Genomic DNA, 18342 nt, shown 5'->3' with positions numbered 1-18342 from the left:
GGCCGCCGGCGGGCGCGGTCCGGCCAGGGTCAGGGGGCTTCGGACGAGGTGACGGTGAACAGGCCGCCGTCGGGGTCGCGGACGACGGCCTGGCTGCCGTTGCCGTCGGCGGTCGCGGTCACCGGGGTGACGGTCCCGCCGGCGGCGACCGCGGCGGCGGTCACCTTCTCGATGTCGTCGACCGGGAAGTGCACGTGCCAGCGCGGCCGTACCCGCGGGTCCGGGGCGGCCTCGACCCCGCCGCCGCGCAGGGTGGCGACGGTGTGCGTGCCGTCGTGCACGACGACCTGGTCGTGTTCGTAGGTGACCTCGCAGCCGCCGGGCCGGTCGGAGGCCCATTCGAAGACCTCGGCGTAGAAGATGGCGGCCTCGAAGGCGTCGCGGGTGCGCAGTTCCAGGCAGGCGGGGGCGCGACCGTGTCCGACCGACCAGGCGAGCGTCTGGCCCTCCCAGAAGCCGAAGCTGGCGCCGTCCCGGTCGGCGGCCAGCGCGGCCCGTCCGGGGCCGAGCTTGAGCGGGCCGACCGCGAGGGTCGCGCCGCGCTCACGGATCCGGTCGGCGGTCACGTCGGCGTCCTCCACCGCGAAGTACGACGTCCAGGCCACCGCGACCTGGAAGCTCTGGGCGAGGGCGCCCATGCCGGCCACCGGCTGCCCGTCGGCCATCGCGACGGAGAACTCCTGCCCGAGGCTGGCCGGGCGGAACCGCCAGCCCAGCACGGCGGAGTAGAACTCCTGCGCCGATTCGAGATCGCGGGCCATCAGGCTCACCCAGCACGGAGCCCCGCGCGCCGGGGTGGTGGGGCCATGGGCCGACATGACATCTGCCTCCTGTCGCTTCGCACCCCCTGGACGGACCCCCTCCCACTGTGCCAGCGACGCAGCGGGGCCGCACCGGGGCGCCGTGGAGCGGGGCAGCGCAGTTGTGCCGGTCTTGATCAGGATCGATGCTGTAGGTACTGAACCGGGCTGGGTTGATGCCATGAACGCATGGAACGCGGCGGAGATCGCCGACTTCCGTGGTCCCCTCGACGTCACCAGGGCGGCCACAGCGGTGCTCGACGCCCGGGAGCTGGTCATCGGGTGGAGCCCGGCGGCCCAGCGGCTGCTCGGCTACCGGCCGGAGGAAGTCATCGGGCGGCCCTGTGAGACGTTCTTCCCGGCCGTCGAGGCGGCCGGTGGCGCGTGGTCCGGGCAGTCGGCGGAAATCCCGCTGAGCAGTGGCCGGCCGGGGACGGCACGGCACCGGGACGGCCGGCTGCTGCGGGTGGCGGTCACCACCTGTGCGCTGGAGACCGCGCCCGGCGGCTCCGCGCCGGGCGCGCCGGCCCGCATCCTGGTGGCGACCGCTCTGGACGCGCAGCAGGAGTGGGAGTCCCGGCAGGCGATGCTGCACGGACTGGCCACCCAGTCGCCGGTGGGGCTGGGCATCTATGACACCGATCTGCGGGTGACCTGGGGGAACGCCGCGTTCGTGCGGGAGATCGGGCTGCCGCTGCGGGAGTTCCTCGGCACCCGGGCCGAGGCGCTGTACCCCGACGGCGAGTTCGTGACGGAGGGGTACCCGCGCACGCTCGACGCGGTGATGCAGCAGGTCCTGGAGACCGGTGAGCCGGTCCTCGACCTGCACTTCGTCGGCCAGCAGCCGTCCGAGCCGGGCCCGGACCACGTCTGGTCGTGCTCCTACTACCGGCTGCACGACGCCCAGGGGCAGGTCCTCGGGGTGTGCGAGGACGCCTTCGACATCACCGACCGCTACCAGGCGCAGCGCCGGCTGAACCTGCTGGTGGCGGCCGGCATCCGGATCGGGACGACGCTCGACATGACGGTCACGGCCCGGGAGATCACCGAGGTCGCGGTGCCGGACTTCGCGCGGACGGTCACCGTGGACCTGGTGCGCCCGGTGCTGGAGGGCGAGGAGCCGGCGCCGGGGGACGGTACGGTGCCGCCGCTGGTCCGGGTGGCCACGCGCAGCGTCGGTGACCCGCCGGACGCCGTGCCGCACCACCCGTACGGCATCGAGTATCCGCCGGGGTCGCTGCCGTACCGCAGTCTGTCCTCCGGGGGGATGGTGCGGGCGGAGAACGCCATGGTGGTGCCGCTGCGGGCGGGTGGGGCCCCGATGGGGCTGGTCACCTTCACGCGGGGCGCGCACCCGTCGGTGTTCGACAAGGGCGAGATCGAGCTCGCCGACGAGCTGGTCACCCGGACGGCGGTGTGCCTGGACAACGCCCGCCGCTTCACCCGGGAGCACGCCGCCGCGCTGGCCCTGCAGCGCAACCTGCTGCCGCAGCACGTGCCGGAGCAGTCCGCGGTCGACGTGGCGTACCGCTATCTGCCCAGTGACGACCGGGCCGGGGTGGGCGGCGACTGGTTCGATGTGATCGGGCTCTCCGGGACCCGGGTCGGGCTGGTCGTGGGGGACGTGGTGGGCCACGGGCTGGAGGCGGCGGCGACCATGGGGCGGCTGCGGACGACGGTCCGCGCGCTGGCCCAGCTGGACCTGTCGCCCGACGAGCTGCTGAGCCGGCTGGACGACCTGGTGGGGCAGCCCGCGGAGGACGGCGCGGGCCAGGTCGGCACGCACACCGGCCCGGACGACGTGGCCACCGGCGTGACCTGCCTGTACGCGGTCTACGACCCGGTGTCGCGGCGCTGCACCATGGCCCGGGCCGGTCATCTGCCGCCGGCCGTGGTCGACCCGTCGGGCACGATGTTCTTCCCCGATCTGCCGGCCGGTCCGCCGTTGGGCCTGGGCGGGCTGCCGTTCGAGTCGCTGGATCTCGAACTGCCGCCGGGCAGTCTGGTCGCGCTGTTCACGGACGGACTGGTGGAGTCGCCGCACCGGGACGTCGACGAGGGGCTGGAGGTTCTGGGCCGGGTGCTGGGCGAGCACCACCGGCCGCTGGAGGAGCTGTGCGACCGGGCGATGGCCGAGCTGCTGCCGGACGGGCCTGCCGCCGACGACTCGGCGTTGCTGCTGGTGCGCACCCGCGAGCTGGACGCGCGGCAGGTGGCGGCCTGGGAGCTGCCGGCGGAGCCGGCGGCGGTGGGCGCGGCCCGGGAGCTGGCGACCGCGCAGCTGCGGGAGTGGGGACTGGAGGAGCTGTCGTACGCGACCGAGCTGGCGGTCAGTGAGCTGGTCACCAATGCGGTGCGGCACGCCTCGGGGCCGCTGCACCTGCGGCTGCTGCGGGATCTGACGCTGCTGACCGAGGTGTCCGACACCGGACACACCTCGCCGCACCTGCGCCACGCGGCCAGTGAGGACGAGGGCGGGCGGGGGCTGTTCATCGTCGCGCAGCTGGTGCAGCGCTGGGGCACCCGGTACACGCCGTACGGCAAGACCATCTGGACCGAGCAGGCGTTCCCGGCGCGGTATCCGGGGGCGCCGCGGCCGGTGGCCTGAGCGGGCGCGGGGGCCGCGGACCGGCGCCGTCGTGCGGGTGTTCGGTGTCCGCCCCATCATGGAACCAAGCGAGGTCCCGGCGACCCGGCGGGCGCGGACGAAGGAGGACCTGTGACGACCAACGGCAAGGAGCAGCCGGCCGAGCACCGGCCGGCGGAGCTGTACACCGGCAGCGAGCGGCCCTACGACCCGGAGGACCTGGTACGGGCGTCCGGGCGCGAGCCGACCCCGTCGAGCCTGGCATGGGCCAGGCGGCTGATGGACGAGGAGGGGCCGGGCGTCATCGAGCGGTATCTGCCGTGACGGCCGCGCGCTCCGGGGGACGCTCCTGAGGGTCTTCTTCCGGATCTCCCCGACGACCCCGCGCCGGAGGCTGTGGCTGCGGCGCGGGATTTCGGAGGCGCAGGGATGGACATCGAGGTCCTGGCGGCCGGTGCGCTCGGCGGTGTCCGGGCCGAGCGCTGGGCGCGGGCGCTGTCCGCGCCCGGCCGTCCGGCTCATCCGGTGCTGTCCCCGGACTTCGCGCGGGCGGTCGGCGGGGTCCGGCCGGCCGCCCGGGTGGCGGTGGTGGAGAGCGACGGGCGGTGCGGCTGGCTGGGCTTCGAGGAGCGCGGGCACGGCGTCGGCGAGGTCATCGGCAAGGGCTTCACGGACGTGGGCGGGCTGCTCTGCGAGCCCGGGCTGCCGCGGCCCGACTACCGTGCCGTGCTGGCCGCCTGCGGGCTGGCGGTGTGGCGGTTCGTGCAGGCCGAGCCGGCCGGTCCGCCGCTCGGCGGGGCGGGTACCGCGGTGCCGCCCGGGGTCCGGCTGCTGGGCCGGGTGCCCAGTCCGCTGGCCGATCTGAGCGAGGGCTACGAGGCCCACCGCACGGCCGTCCGGCGGCGTTCGCCCGCCTCGGCGAAGACCCTGCGCAAGCACGAGAACCGGCTGGCCCGCGGCGAGGTACCGGTGCGGTACGTCTTCGACGAGCGCGATCCGCGGCTGCTGGGGACGATGCTGCGCTGGAAGTCGGCGCAGTACCGGGCGAGCGGCTGGTCCGATCCGCTGTCCGCGGAGCGCGGTACGGAGCTGGCGCGGGTCCTGGCGGGGCTGCGCACCCCGACGTGTACGGGCGCGCTGTCCGTGCTGTACCTCGGCGACGAGCCGGCGGCGATGCAGCTCACGCTGCGTTCGGCGACCGTGCTGACCTGTTGCGTCACCGCCTTCGACCACCGGTACGCGGCGCATTCGCCGGGGACGGTGCTGCTCGGCCGGGTGATCGCGACCGCGGCGGAACTGGGGGTGACCACCGTGGATCTGGGCACCGGCGACTCGGAGTACAAGCAGGCGTTCACCACCGAGGAACGCACCCTGCCGCAGGGCCTGTTGTGGCGGCCGACGCTGGTGGCGGGCGGCGCTCTGCTGCACGACGCGGCCGAGCGCACGGCGCGGGACTTCATCACCGCCCGGCCGTGGCTGCGGTCCCGGGTGCGGGGCGCGCTGCGGCGCTACGGGGCCCTGCGCGGCTGAACGGCCGAGCAGCCGGGGCGAGTTGACCGGGCGCGGGGAGGGTCATGCGGCGACGGCGGCGTCCTCGGACAGCAGGAACGCCGTGTTCACCAGCGCGACATGGGTGAACGCCTGCGGGGTGTTGCCCAGTTGGCGGCGTTGCGCGGGGTCCCATTCCTCGGAGAGCAGTCCGACGTCGTTGGCCGCCGACAGCACCCGGGTGAAGAGTTCCCGGGCGACGTCCGGGCGGCCGGTCGCGGCCAGCGCGTCGGCGAGCCACAACGAGCAGGCGAGGAAGGCGCCTTCGGTGCCGGGCAGTCCGTCGACCTCGGTCCGTCCGGCGTAGCGGCGGTGGAAGCCGGCGTGGTCGAGTCCGTCGCGCACCGCGTCGACGGTGCGCACGACCCGGGGGTCGTCGGGCGGCAGGAAGCCGGTCTTGACGATGAACAGGGTGGCCGCGTCCAGTTCCCGGCTGCCGTAGTGCTGGACGAACACCCCGCGTTCCCGGTCGTAACCGTGCGCGCAGACGTCGGCGTGCACCGCGTCTCGCATCGCCCGCCAGCGGTCGACGGGGGCCGCCAGGCCGGTCAGCCGGGCCATCCGGACCGCCCGGTCCGCGGCGACCCAGGACATGACCTTGGAGTGCACCCAGTGCCGGCGGCCGCCGCGGCCCTCCCACAGGCCCTCGTCGGGGTCCTGCCAGTGCGCCTCGATGAAGGACATCAAGGTCCGCAGCAGGCCCCAGACATGGCGTTCCATCGGGATGCCGGCGCGCAGCGCGAGGTAGAGGGTGTCGACGACCTCGCCGTAGATGTCGAGCTGGAGCTGGTCGACGGCGGCGTTGCCGAAGCGGACCGGGGCGGAGTGCTCGTAGCCGGGCAGCCAGTCGGCGGCGGTCTCGGGCAGCCGCCGTTCACCGGCGACGCCGTAGACGCTCTGCAGGTCCCGCGGGTCGCCGGCGATGGCCCGTACCAGCCACTGCCGCCAGGCGGCCGCCTCCTCGCGGAAGCCGCCGCGCAGCAGGGCGGACAGCGTCATGCTGGAGTCGCGCAGCCAGCAGAAGCGGTAGTCCCAGTTGCGTACGCCGCCGAGGTGTTCGGGCAGGGAGGCGGTGGCGGCGGCGACGATCCCGCCGGTCGGCCGGTAGGCGAGCGCCTTGAGGGTGATCAGGGAGCGCAGGACCGCCTCGCGCCAGGCACCCTCGTAACGGCAGCCGGCCGTCCAGCGCCGCCAGGCGTCGGTGGTCTCCCGCAGGGCCCGGTCCGGGTCGATCCGGTGCGCGTTGGGCAGGTGGGAGGGCTGCCAGGTCAGGACGAACGGCACCCGATCGCCGGCCTGTACGGTGAACTCCGAGCGGGTGCTGGTGTCATGGCCGTAGGTGTGCACGCCGGGGGCGAGCCGCAGCCAGGCGGAGTCCGGGCCGGCGACCGCGATGCGGTGGTGCTCGGTGCGCCGCACCCAGGGCGCGATCCGGCCGTAGTTGAAGCGGAGCCGCAGGTCGCCGCGCATGTCGACGCTGCCGCGCAGGCCCTCGACGAGGCGGACCAGTCTCGGTGACTGGTCGCGCTGCGGCATGAAGTCGACGACCCGGACGGCGCCGTCGGGGGTCGTCCAGGTGCTCTCCAGAACCAGGGTGTCGCCGCGGTAGGCGCGGTCGTCGCACGGTCCGCCGGACACCGGGGCGATCCGCCAGTGGCCCTGCCGTTCGTCGCCGAGGAGGGCCGCGAAGCAGCTGGGCGAGTCGAAGCGGGGCAGGCACATCCAGTCGATCGAGCCGTCCCGCCCGACCAGCGCGGCGGTCTGCAGGTCGCCCAGCAGGGCGTAGTCCTCGATGCGTCCGGGCATGGCGGTCCCCTCGGAGGTTTCCATTCTGCGCGCGACGGCGGCGGGGCGCGCGGTCCGCCGTGCGGCGTACACCGCACGATGCCCGATTGGCCCGCTTGCGTTGGATATGAGATCGTAGGAGGCTTTTTCTGCAGCGTGGGATCCCTCTCGCGTGGGGAGGAGGCACGCTCGATGACGCGGCGGCGGTGGGTGCCCGAGGGCACCGACCAGGACGTTCCGAACGTCGCCCGGGTCTACGACTGCTACCTGGGCGGTTCGCACAACTTCGCGGCGGACCGGGAGCTGGCCCGGGAGGCCGTCGAGATGTGGCCGGACCTGCCGCTGATCATGCGCGCGAACCGGGCCTTCATGCGGCGGGCCGTGCAGTTCCTCGCCGGGGAGGGCATCACCCGCTTCCTGGACATCGGCTCCGGTCTCCCCACGTTCGGCCCGGTCCACGAGGTGGCCCGGGTGGTGCAGCCGAAGGCGCGGGTGGTGTACGTGGACATCGACCCGGTGGCCGTGCAGCACAGCAGACTGCTGGTGGCCGATGACCCGCTGTGTGCGGCGGTGGAGGCCGACATGCGGGATCCCGCGGGGCTGCTGGGGCGGCCCGCGGTGGCGGAACTGCTGCGCCCGCGCGAGCCGGTGGCGGCGCTGCTGCTGGCGGTGCTCCACTTCGTGACGGACGAGGAGAGCCCGGCGCGGATCGTCCGGGAGCTGACCGCCGCACTGCCACCGGGCAGTGCGCTGGCGCTGTCGCACGGGTCGCGGGAGGGCCGGCCCGACCTGGTGGAGAAGCACGAGGACCTCTACGCACGGGCGTCGGCGCCGCTGACCATGCGTACGCGGGCGCAGATCGTGGCACTGTTCGACGGATTCCGGCTGCTGGAGCCGGGGGTGGTCTACCTGCCCGAGTGGCGTCCGCAGGATCCCGCGTCGGTGGGACCGCATCCGGAGCTGTTCAGCGGCCTGGCGGGAGTGGGGCTGAAGCCGTGAGTTTCCTGGCCGGGGGGCGTGTGGACGCCGCCGCGGTCCGCTTCCGCGACTCCTGGTCCCGGCTGTTGCGGCAGGGCCACGGCGCCGCGGTGAGCCCGGGGGTCCTGGGCCCGCTGGTGTACCGCACGGCCGAGCTGCTCAGCCGGGCCCATGGGGAGGAGCCGTTCGACCCGGGGCCTGCCGAACGGGCCGGGGCGCTGCTGGTGGAGGCCCAGTTCACCGATCCCGTGGTGCTCGCCCGCGCCGTCGAGCTGCTTCAGGAGTGGCCGGCGTCGGACGGCCGGGGGCCCGCGCTGACCGGGGCGTTCGCGGCGGGCTGGTCGGCGGCGCTGCGCGACCGGACGCTGCGTGAGCAGGAGGCCATCCGGCGCGCGGTGGACCTGGCGCGGCGGGACGCGGAGCGGGCGCTGTACGCGTCGGAGACCCGGTTCCGGGCGATGTTCGAGCGCGCGGCGATCGGCATCGGCTTCGCGGACCTGGACGGGAAGCTCATCGCGGTGAACGGCGCGCTGCAGGAGATGTTCGCGGCCACCGCCGAGGACATGCGCGGGCTCAACGTCGAGTCGCTGGTGCACCCCGACGACTCGGCCGGTGTCTGGGAGAACTACCACGCGCTGGTCAGGGGCGAGCGGGAGCACTTCCAGTGCGACAAGCCGTACTACCGGCGGGACGGCGAGGTGATCTGGACGCATCTGACGGTCTCGCTGATCCGCGACGAACAGGGCACGCCCCGTTACCAGGTGGCGATGCTGGAGGACATCACCGACCAGCACCGGCTGCAGGAACGGCTGCGCCATCAGGCCACGCACGATCCGCTGACCGGGCTGCCGAACCGGACGGCGTTCTTCGAGCGGCTGGAGGCGCTGTTCGACGATCCGGGGCCGGGGGCGCGGTTCGGGCTGTGCTCGTTGGACCTGGACGGCTTCAAGAACATCAACGACAGCCTGGGCCATGACGCGGGCGACCAGCTGCTGGGGGCGGTCGCGGACCGGCTGCACTCCGGGGTGGCGCCGCTGGGTCACCTGGTGGCGCGGCTGGGCGGGGACGAGTTCGCCGTCCTGATGGAGGGGAGCCAGGGGCCGCAGGAGGGCATCGCGGTGGCCCAGCGGGTGCTGGGGTCGCTGGCGCCGCCCTTCCTGATCGGCGATCAGCAGCTGGTGGTCAGGGCCAGCATGGGGGTGGTGGAGCAGCCGGTCGCGGCGACGACGGCGAGCGCCGCGATGCGCAGTGTGGACCTGACGCTGTACCGGGCGAAGAAGGAGGGCCGCGGCCGCTGGACGCTGTTCGATCCGCAGCGCAACGCGGTGGCGGTGAGTCAGTACGCGATGTCGGTGCGGATTCCGATGGCGCTGGACCGCGGGGAGTTCTTCCTCGACTACCAGCCGCTGTGCGCACTGGACGACGGGGCGATGGTGGCGGTGGAGGCGTTGGTGCGCTGGCGCCACCCGGAGCTGGGGGTGCTGGGCCCGGACGAGTTCATCACCACGGCCGAGGACAGCGGGCTGATCATCCCGCTGGGCCGCTGGGTGCTGCTGCACGCCTGTGAGCAGGCGGCGCGCTGGGCGGCGCGGTTCGGTGACGCGGCGCCGCGGATGAACGTCAATCTGGCGGTGCGGCAGGCCCGTAACGCCGGGCTGATCGCGGACATCGACCGGATCCTGCGGTCCAGCGATCTGGATCCGGGCCGGCTGCAGCTGGAGATCACCGAGAGCGCGATGCTCGGCCCGCGGGACCCCGCGCTGCAGGCGCTGCACGAGCTGGTCGGCATGGGGGTGTCGCTGACGGTGGACGACTTCGGCACCGGCTGGTCGAACCTGGCGTACCTGCGGGACCTGCCGGTCTCCGGGCTGAAGATCGACGGATCGTTCGTGTCCGAACTGCACGCGTCCGGAGAAGATCCGGTGGGCTGGCGGATCATCGGCGGCATGGTGTCGCTGGCGCATTCGCTGGGGCTGTCGGTGACGACGGAGGGCGTGGAGACGGCCGCGGACGCACAGCGGCTGCGGGCGATCGGCTGCGACTGCGCGCAGGGCTGGTACTACGGCCGTCCGGTGCGGCCCGGGGAGATCACCCGGCGGATCGTCGAGGCCACGGGCGGTACCCGCGCCGACGGTGAGGGCTGAACGGCCTCACAATCCACCGAAGATAATTTCTCCGGCATTTTGGACATTTCCCCTTGACGTGGTGCCGAGGACCTGCCCATGATGGGGCCCTGGCATCCGTAGGCAGCGCGGGCACCGCCCCGCAGCCTCGACGGACAGCACATTCGCCAGTTGTGGTGGTCGACGCTTCCAGCGTCCGAGAACGACCGGCGCCTCATCGCCCGGGCACAGCGACCGAGTTCCTCCGCGAGGCCCTCCCGCGTCGCGTCCCCGCAGCTCGTTCTCCTTCGGTTCGCGGGGTGTACCGCGCCTTCTCGAACAGGCCCCGGTGGCCGCGCCGCCGGTGTACGCCCCTCATTTTCCGGTACGTCCTGCGGCTTTCCGGCCCGGGCGTCCGTTGCCGCTTCGTGAGGCACGCTCATGAGTACCACCCTGCCCTCAGCCATGATCCAGCGCACCGTCGACGGCGGGCGTCCGCTGCGCCGCTCCAGCGACCGCATCATCAGTCCGCTCCCGATGCGGCGCGACAGCGACCTCCCACCGATCTCACACACCGTCAGCCTGGTGATCCCGGCGCACAACGAGGCCCGCAACGTCCCTTGGGTGTTCAATCAGATCCCCCCGTCCATCGACGAGGTGATCCTGGTCGACGGCGCGTCCGACGACGCGACCGTGCGGATGGCCGCGCACTGCCTGCCGTCCGTGCGCGTGGTCCAGCAGACCGGCCACGGCAAGGGTGACGCACTGCGCACCGGCTTCCTGGCCGCGACCTGCGAATACATCGTCATGATGGACGCCGACGGCAGCATGTGGCCCGGCGAGATCCCGCACTACGTGCACTTCCTCGACAACGGCTTCGACTTCGTCAAGGGCTCCCGCTTCATCGCCGGCGGCGGCTCGCTCGACCTGACGCCGGTGCGCTCGCTGGGCAACCGCGCACTGCTCGCCGTCGTCAACCGGGTCTACCACGCCACCCTGACCGATCTGTGCTACGGCTTCTGCGCCTTCCGCCGCACCTTCCTCGAGGACCTGCACCCGCAGGCGCCCGGGTTCGAGATCGAGGCGGAACTGATCGCCCACGCACTGCGGCTGGGACTTCGCATCGCCGAAGTGCCCAGCCTGGAACTTCCCCGCCGCAGCGGGCGCTCGCATCTGCACGCGGTCTCCGACGGCCGCCGGGTGCTGCGGACGCTGCTCGCCGAACGCCCTGGTGGCCGGCGCTCAGCGCCCCTGGGGGCGGGGAAGCGATGAACGGCCTCGGCCCGCGCACCGCAGCGGCCTGCCCCGGTCTCGCCGCCCACGATTCGCTCTACACCCCCGCTCATGTCGTCGAGCTGGACCTGACGGCGCCCGGTGAGCTGCGCTCACCCGGCGGCGCACCGGCCGCCGCCCCGGGTGGACGCGTGTTGGCGTTGGTGCGGCTGCAAGGACACCCGCTCGGCATGGTCAGCGCCCACGGTGTGCTCGGGGACACCACCGGCCTGTACCGCGCGCTGGCCGAAGCCGCGCATCGCCAACTCACCACCCCGGCCGCCCCGGAGGCACCCCGGACCGGTCCCGGTCGTCCGGTCCGGGGCCCGGGAGCGGCCGCGCCGCCCGCGGTCACCGTCATCGTCGCCACCCACAACCGTCCCGGGATGCTGCGCCAGTGCCTGGACTCGCTGCTGCGCAGCCGGCACCCCTCGTACGAGATCGTGGTGGTCGACAACGCGCCGCGCGACGACGCCGCCGAGCGGCTGGTGCGTGACCGTTATCCGTCCCGGGTCAGGTATGTGAGGGAATCCATGGCGGGCCTGGCCCGGGCGCACAACCGTGGACTGCGGGCCGCCCGCGGCCGGATCTGCGCCTTCACCGACGACGACACCCTGGCCGACCCCGGCTGGCTGGACGCCCTGGAGGGCGCCTTCGACGACGGCGGGCCACGCGAGGGCGACGCACCGGTCGGCTGCGTCACCGGGCTGATCGTGCCCGCCGAACTGGCGACCGCGGCGCAGTGCGCGCTGGAGCTCCACGGCGGCTTCGGCAAGGGATTCGCCCCGCGCAGCTGGTCGCTGGCCGACCCGCCGGCCGATCCGCTCTTCCCGTTCACCGCCGGGCAGTTCGGCTCCGGCGCCAACATGGCCTTCCGCACCGACGTGCTGCGGGAGCTGGGCGGCTTCGACCCGTCGACCGGCACCGGCACCCCGGCGCACGGCGGCGACGACCTGCTGGCCTTCTTCCTCGTCCTGGCCGCCGGGCACCGCATCGTCTATCAGCCCGACGCCGTCATCTGGCACCGGCACCGCCGTGCGGCGGATGCCCTGCCGGCCCAGGCGTTCGGCTACGGCGCCGGGTTCGGCGCCTTCCTGGCCGCCGCGCTGCGGCACCGTCCCGGGGCGCTGCCCGCCCTGCTGCGCCGGCTGCCGGGCGGCATCCGGCACGCCGTCGGCCGGGCCCACGACCGCTCGGCGCCGGCCGGTGCCTGGCCGGCCCGGCTGTCCCTGCTGGAGCTGCGCGGCATGCTCTACGGACCGGTCGGCTATCTGCGCAGCGTCCGCGCCACCCACCGCGCCGGGACCGCCGGAACGGGACCGTCATGACCCCGCACACCGCTCCCCCGGGCGTCGCGGACCTGCCCGCCGCGCCCTACCTGGTCGTGCTGCGCCGGCGGGTCGGCACCGCGTTCCGCTACGAGCCGCTGCTGCGCAACGGCCATGTGCTGGTGGCGAGTTCACTGATGACGGCCGCGGTCGGCGCGTTCTACTGGGTGCTCGCCACGTCCTGGTACCGCCCGGAGACGGTCGGCCGCTCGTACGCCGTGATCTCCGCGGTGACCCTGCTCGCCGGCTTCGGGCAGCTCAACCTCTCCGACGTGCTGGTGCGGTTCGTCCCGTCGGCCGGCCGGCAGACCCGGCGGCTGCTGCTGCGCAGCTACGCCGCGGCCGGACTGTGCGCCGGGCTGCTGGCCGGCGCCTTCCTCGTCCTGGTACCGCTGGTCGCCCCCGGCCTGGGCTTCCTGCGCGGGCCGCTGGTCGCCCCGTTCTTCGTGGCCGGGACGATGGGCTATGCGCTGTTCATCGTGCAGGACGGGGCGCTGACCGGCGTCCGCCGGGCCCACTGGGTGCTCGGCGAGAACGCGGTGTTCGCGGTGGTCAAGGTCCTGGTGCTGACGCTGGCCGCGGGCTGGGCGGTCGGCTCCGGCATCCTGCTGTCGTGGGCCGGGGCACTGGCCGTCTCGCTCGTGGTCGCCAACTACGTGCTGCTGCGGCGGGCGGTGCCGGCCCACGAACGGGCGCACGCCGACGGGCGGATGCCGTCCCGGCTGCTCGGCTACGCCGCCACCGACTACGGCGGCGCCCTCTTCCGGCTGTCCGCCTACAACATCGTGCCGCTGATCGTGCTGGACACCCTGGGCGGCGCCCGGAACGCCTACTTCTCCCTGTCGTGGGTGATCGCGTACACCCTCTACCTGGCGACCTACAACATGGGCAGTTCGCTGCTGGTCGAGGCCGCGCACGACCCCGCCCGGATCAGCGAGCTGGGCCGCCGGGTGCTGCGGCACACCGGTCTACCGCTGGCCGCCGCGGTGGCTGCCCTCGTCGTCATCGCCCCCTGGCTGCTGTCGGTGTTCGGTGCCGAGTACGCCGACCAGGCCACCGGTGTGCTGCGGCTGCTGGCCCTGTCCGCCCTGCCCAACCTGCTGCTCAACGTGGCCATCGACGTGGCGCGCGCCCGCCGCCGGCTGGCCTGGGCCGTCGCCCTCCAGGCGGCGTTGTGCGCCCTGGTGCTGGGCCTGACCGTCCACCTGATCCCGCTCTTCGGCATCACCGGGGTCGGCGCGGCCTGGCTGCTGGCCGAATGCGCCCTCGCCCTGCCGCTGCTGATCACACTGCCGCGCTGGCTGCCGTCCCCCGCAAGGAGCCCGCGATGAACGCGCTCGGATTCCGCCTCGTCGTCTCGGGTCTGCTGCAGGCGGTCCGCTTCGTGCTCGGCACGCTGTGCGGCAACGCGCCGGCGACCGTGCCCGCGGGCGGGGTGCGGGCCACCGAGGCGGCCCGCACCGGACCGAGCCTGACCGTCGTCATCTGCGCCTACACCCTCCGCCGCTGGGAGCAACTGCTGGACGCGGTCCGCTCGGTGCAGCTCCAGCACCACCCGGCCGACGAGATCCTGCTGGTCGTCGACCACTGCCCCGAGCTGGCCCGGCGGGCCGAACAGGCACTGCCCGGCGTACGGGTGCTGCCCAACGCCGAGGCACAGGGGCTCTCCGGCGGCCGCAACACCGGGGTCGGGGCCGCGCACGGCGACATCGTGGCCTTCCTCGACGACGACGCGGCCGCCGACCCGGAGTGGACCGCCCGGCTGCTCGCCGCCTACCACGACCCGCGGGTGCTCGGCGTCGGCGGGCTGGTCCGCCCCCTGTGGGAGACCGGCCGGCCCGCCTGGTTCCCCCACGAGTTCGACTGGGTGGTCGGCTGCTCCTACCAGGGGCTGCCCGAACACCGCGCACCGGTACGGAACTTCATCGGCGCGAACATGTCCTTCCGGCGCGCCGAGATAGTGGCCGCCGGCGGCTTCCGCACCGACCTGGGCCGGATCGGCACCCGCCCGCTGGGCTGCGAGGAGACCGAACTGTGCCTGCGGGTCGCGGCCCGCAACCCCGACGGGAAGCTGCTGTACGAGCCGGCCGCCGCGGTCCGCCACCACGTACCCGCCGCCCGCACCACCCGCGCGTACTTCCGGGCCCGTTGTTACGCGGAGGGGCTGTCGAAGGCGGCCGTCGCCCGGTACGCCGGTGCCGGCCCGGCGCTGGCCAGCGAACGCACGTACCTGCGCCGCACCCTTCCGGCCGCGGTCGCCGACGGGCTGCGGCCGGGCGGCGAGGCACCGCCGCGTACGGTGCCGGCGCTGGCGACCGGCGTGACCGCCACGGTCCTCGGCTACGCCGTCGGCCGGCTGCGCCGCCCCGTGGAGCGCACCCGCGCCCAGGCCGCCCTGCGCGCCCTGGCGCTGCTCGCACTGCCCGCCGCGCTGCTGCTGTGGCTGTTCTCCCTGCGCGGGGTGGACCTCGGCGCGATGAGCGACCTGGGCCTGGTGCAGGTCCTGCCGGTCATCTACTGGACCGGGCTGGCGCTGCTTGCCCTCGGATTCTGCGCCGCGCTGTCCGACCGGCGCACCCGCGCCCTGCACCACGCCGGTTACGTGCTGGCGCTGATCACCTTCCTGCACGCCACCCCGCTGGTGCTCTACCCCGAACTGCGCTACTCCTGGGCATGGAAGCACGTCGCGGTCACCGACGTGCTGCTGGACACCGGCACCCTGCCCACGGCGGCCGGCCCGCTGTCCGTCTATGCCCGCTGGCCCGGCTTCTTCTGGCTCAACGACCTCTTCGTCAGCCACATCGGCCTCAAGTCGCCCGGTTCCTACGCCAGTTGGTTTCCCTTGCTGATCAACGTGGCGCTGGTGATCCCGCTGCTCGCGCTGTACCGCTCCTTCACCCGCAGCCGGCGGCTGGTCTGGGGCGGAGCCTTCCTCTTCTTCGGCTGCTCGTGGGTCGGCCAGGACTACTTCTCGCCGCAGGCGTTCGCCTTCCTGCTGTACGTCTGCGTCATGGCGGCCGTCGTCCACCGCCTCCCGCGGCCGGGCCGAGCGCGACCGGGCCGGCCACCGCTCGGCTGGGCGGTGCTGGTGCTGCTCGCCATCGTCACCATCGTCGTGTCGCATCCGCTCACCCCGGTGATGCTGCTCGGCTCGCTGCTCCTGCTGTCGCTGCCCCGCCGCAACCGCCGGGTGGTGCTGCCGGTGCTGCTGGTCGCGCTGGCGCTGACGCTGGCCTGGGACATGACCGCGGCGCGGCCGTACCTGGAGGAGAACCTCCACAACCTGATCACCGGCCTGACCACGCCCGAGTCGAACGCCGGGTCCGGGCTGCTCGGCCTCTCCGGAGCCACCAGCGGACAGGTGATGGTCGCCTGGGCCGACCGGCTCCTGTCCGCGGTGGTCTTCGTGTTCGCCGGGCTGGCGGTGCTGGTGCGGCCCGCGCTGCGGCGCACCGCCCTGCCGTGGCTCGCGGTGGCGCCGCTGCCCTGGGCCGTGGCCAACAGCTACGGCGGCGAGGTGATCTTCCGGGTGTACCTGTTCGCGCTGCCCGCGACCGCGTTCGGCGCCGCGGCGCTGCTGCTGCCCCCGCTGCTGAGCCCCTCCCGCGGCCGCGGCCTGCGCCGCGCACTGCGGCGGGTACGGGCCGCGGCGGTGCCGGTGGTGCTCGTGGCGCTGTTCGGCGCGCTCTCCCTGGCGTACTTCGGCAAGGAGAACGTCAACTACTTCACCACCTCGGAGACCTCGGCCGCCAAGTGGCTCGCCACGCACGCCCCGGAGGGCTCGCTGATCATCGGCGCCTCGGACAACTTCCCGTACGCCTACCACGATTACGAGTACCACGACCGGATCTGGCTGTCCGAGGCGGCGCCCGGCGACCAGTGGCAGGTGCGCGGCGACCCCGCGGCCGAGCTGCACGTGCTGGCCGGATCGGGGCCGCCGCGCCCGGCCTACCTGATCCTCAACCGGGCCCAGGAGGCCCAGGTCACCGCCACGGGAGCGCTGCCGCCGAGCACCCTGGCCCATCTGCGGAGTGCCCTGGCGCACCGTTCGGACTACCCCGTCATCCACCGCACCGCCGACGCGGTCATCTACCGCATCCTGCCGGAGCGCGCCCCAGGTGGTTCCTGAGAGCCCTACCGGTTCCGTACGGGGGCCCTGAAAGGACACCGGTCATGAGCGCCGTGCCCGTCTTCCTCTACCACTCGGTGACCAGCGATCCGCCGCCCTGGATCGCGCCGTACACGGTCACCCCCCGGGCCTTCACCGAACAGCTCGACCGCATCGCGGACGCCGGGCTCACCGTGGTCCCGCTGCGCCGGCTGGTCGCCGCGATCCGCGGGGGGCCCGCGCTGCCCGCCCGCTGCGCGGTGCTGACCTTCGACGACGGCTACGCGGACTTCTACTGGTCGGTGGCACCGCTGCTCACCGAACGCGCCCTGCCCGCGACGGTGTTCATCACCACCGGTGCCGTGCATCCGCCCGGCGGCGCCCCGGAGGGCAGTCTGCTGCCGCCCGCCGCCATGCTGAGCTGGCGCCAGATCGCCACCCTGGACGCGCTCGGCATCGAGATCGGCGGCCACACCGTCACCCACCCCCAGCTGGACGCCGTGCCCGCGCAGCGCGTCTGGCACGAGGTCGTCGACTGCAAGCGGCGGCTGGAGGACGCGCTCAGCCACCCCGTTTACGCCTTCGCCTATCCGCACGGCTACTCCAGCAGTGCGGTCCGCCGCACGGTACGGGAGGCGGGCTGGACCTCGTCCTGCGCAGTGCGCAACGCCCTCGCCACGGCTGACCGCGACCCGATGCGCATCCCCCGCCTGATGGTCCGGGCGGACACCCGGCCGGAGCTGTTCGCCCAGTGGGTGCACGGCGGCGGCGCGCCGGTGAATCCCGCCGGGGAGTCCTTTCGCACGACGGGCTGGCGCCTGTACCGCCGCACCCGTGCCCTGCTCGGCCGTCCGGTCGGCGGGCCGTCGGCATCCGGCACCCTGCGACGGGAAACGGCCTGACACATCCGGTGGCGTGACACACCTCACATAGTCCAAAGTGGATGATTGCCTCCCCGTGGAGCGCGTTCAGCGGTTGGCTGGAGCCGACATCGTCGCCCGGCCGTCCAGGCCCCGCACGGGAAGTGTTTCCATGTCACGTCGCTTACGCGCGTTACGCGCCCTTGGCCTCGCCCTCCTCCTGACCACCCTGTCCCTGGTCACCGCCCCGTCCGCGAGCGCGGACACCCGTACGGCCGTCGGGGGCGGCACCGGGATCATCTTCCGGCTGCAACCGACCCCGCAGGAGCCCACCGGCTTCTACGTGTGCACGCTCACCGCGGTCGGCCGGGACGCGGCCGGCAATCTCGTGGCCCTGACCAACGCCCACTGCTTCATCGACGAGGCGGGCAACAAACTGGTCGGCGAGAAGGTCTACCGGGACCGCTCCCCCGCCGGGACGGCCTTCTCCCCCGCGCCGCTCGCCGACAGCCGCCCCGACCTGGACACCGGCGTCATCGGCACGGTGACCTACGTCAGCACCCCCAACAACCTGCTCAACTCCGGCCCCAAGGGCCTGGACTACGCGGTGATCAAGCTGGACGAGAGCCGGGTCGCGCCGACCAGCACGGTCGGCGGCGTCACCATCACCTCCCTCGGCGCCCCGCCCGCCAACGGCACCCGGATGTGCAAGGAAGGCCACCGCACCGGCCTGACCTGCGGCATCAAGCTGGGCACCCACGACATCTGGTTCACCCACCTCATCTGGACCGACGGCGGTGACTCCGGTTCCCCCGTCGTCGACGGCCGGACGCTGGTCGGCAACGCCTGGGGCGTCCAGCACAGTTCGCCGATCCTGAGCATCCTCGACGAGATGAACGCCCACGGCGGCGTCGGCGCCGGTTTCCACCTCGCCACCTGAGTCCGTCCCAAGCGCACGGGCCCGCCCGGCAGGC

The 18342-nt window shown here is 73.6% G+C and carries 13 protein-coding genes; 11 read left to right on the top strand and 2 right to left on the bottom strand.

Features of this window, described 5'->3' with window-relative positions:
* Nucleotides 1-29 precede the first annotated feature (29 nt).
* Nucleotides 30-818: a VOC family protein gene (locus IG62_RS0110165; protein WP_030800059.1), complete on the bottom strand. Its 789-nt coding sequence runs from the start codon at nt 816-818 to the stop codon at nt 30-32.
* Between the two features lie 163 nt (nt 819-981).
* Here IG62_RS0110165 and IG62_RS0110160 point away from each other — a divergent pair, with 163 nt between their 5' ends.
* From IG62_RS0110160 to IG62_RS41545, 3 genes are all read left to right on the top strand, one after another.
* Complete coding sequence (locus IG62_RS0110160) at nt 982-3408, top strand: SpoIIE family protein phosphatase (RefSeq protein WP_030800057.1); 2427 nt, start codon at nt 982-984, stop codon at nt 3406-3408.
* A 111-nt stretch (nt 3409-3519) separates the two neighbouring features.
* Entirely contained in the window at nt 3520-3711 is a 192-nt protein-coding gene (locus tag IG62_RS0110155) for a hypothetical protein (RefSeq protein ID WP_030411097.1), read from the top strand.
* A 105-nt stretch (nt 3712-3816) separates the two neighbouring features.
* A complete protein-coding gene (locus IG62_RS41545) occupies nt 3817-4917 on the top strand; it encodes a GNAT family N-acetyltransferase (protein WP_051797839.1) in 1101 nt (366 codons plus the stop codon).
* Nucleotides 4918-4959: 42 nt separating this feature from the next.
* Here the strand turns inward: IG62_RS41545 and IG62_RS0110145 are convergent, their stop codons facing one another.
* Entirely contained in the window at nt 4960-6741 is a 1782-nt protein-coding gene (locus tag IG62_RS0110145) for a glycoside hydrolase family 15 protein (RefSeq protein ID WP_030800052.1), read from the bottom strand.
* Nucleotides 6742-6912: 171 nt separating this feature from the next.
* Between IG62_RS0110145 and IG62_RS0110140 the strand changes: the two genes are divergently transcribed.
* From IG62_RS0110140 to IG62_RS0110100, 8 genes are all read left to right on the top strand, one after another.
* On the top strand, nt 6913-7719 hold the full coding sequence (locus tag IG62_RS0110140) for an SAM-dependent methyltransferase (RefSeq protein ID WP_030800048.1): 807 nt from the start codon (nt 6913-6915) through the stop codon (nt 7717-7719).
* The gene (locus tag IG62_RS0110135; RefSeq protein ID WP_051797838.1) at nt 7716-9842 is read left to right on the top strand and encodes a putative bifunctional diguanylate cyclase/phosphodiesterase; all 2127 of its coding nucleotides are present in this window, start codon (nt 7716-7718) and stop codon (nt 9840-9842) included. The genes IG62_RS0110140 and IG62_RS0110135 overlap by 4 nt, the downstream gene beginning before the upstream one ends.
* A gap of 399 nt (nt 9843-10241) precedes the next feature.
* Nucleotides 10242-11072, top strand: a complete 831-nt coding sequence (locus IG62_RS0110130) for a glycosyltransferase family 2 protein (RefSeq protein ID WP_037838088.1) — start codon at nt 10242-10244, stop codon at nt 11070-11072.
* Nucleotides 11069-12400, top strand: a complete 1332-nt coding sequence (locus IG62_RS0110125; RefSeq protein WP_078871907.1) for a glycosyltransferase family 2 protein — start codon at nt 11069-11071, stop codon at nt 12398-12400. The genes IG62_RS0110130 and IG62_RS0110125 overlap by 4 nt, the downstream gene beginning before the upstream one ends.
* Complete coding sequence (locus IG62_RS0110120; protein WP_051797837.1) at nt 12397-13731, top strand: lipopolysaccharide biosynthesis protein; 1335 nt, start codon at nt 12397-12399, stop codon at nt 13729-13731. Before IG62_RS0110125 ends, IG62_RS0110120 begins: the two co-directional genes overlap by 4 nt.
* Nucleotides 13728-16529: a glycosyltransferase family 2 protein gene (locus tag IG62_RS48425; RefSeq protein WP_107052940.1), complete on the top strand. Its 2802-nt coding sequence runs from the start codon at nt 13728-13730 to the stop codon at nt 16527-16529. Before IG62_RS0110120 ends, IG62_RS48425 begins: the two co-directional genes overlap by 4 nt.
* A gap of 44 nt (nt 16530-16573) precedes the next feature.
* On the top strand, nt 16574-17410 hold the full coding sequence (locus IG62_RS0110105; protein ID WP_051797835.1) for a polysaccharide deacetylase family protein: 837 nt from the start codon (nt 16574-16576) through the stop codon (nt 17408-17410).
* A 130-nt stretch (nt 17411-17540) separates the two neighbouring features.
* Entirely contained in the window at nt 17541-18308 is a 768-nt protein-coding gene (locus IG62_RS0110100; protein ID WP_030800036.1) for a trypsin-like peptidase domain-containing protein, read from the top strand.
* The last annotated feature ends 34 nt before the right edge of the window (nt 18309-18342 follow it).

Source organism: Streptomyces sp. NRRL S-337 (assembly GCF_000720175.1).
Lineage (GTDB): Bacteria > Actinomycetota > Actinomycetes > Streptomycetales > Streptomycetaceae > Streptomyces > Streptomyces siderophoricus.
The sequence above is the reverse complement of the archived record's forward strand: the minus strand, read 5'-3'. Positions and strand labels throughout refer to the sequence as shown.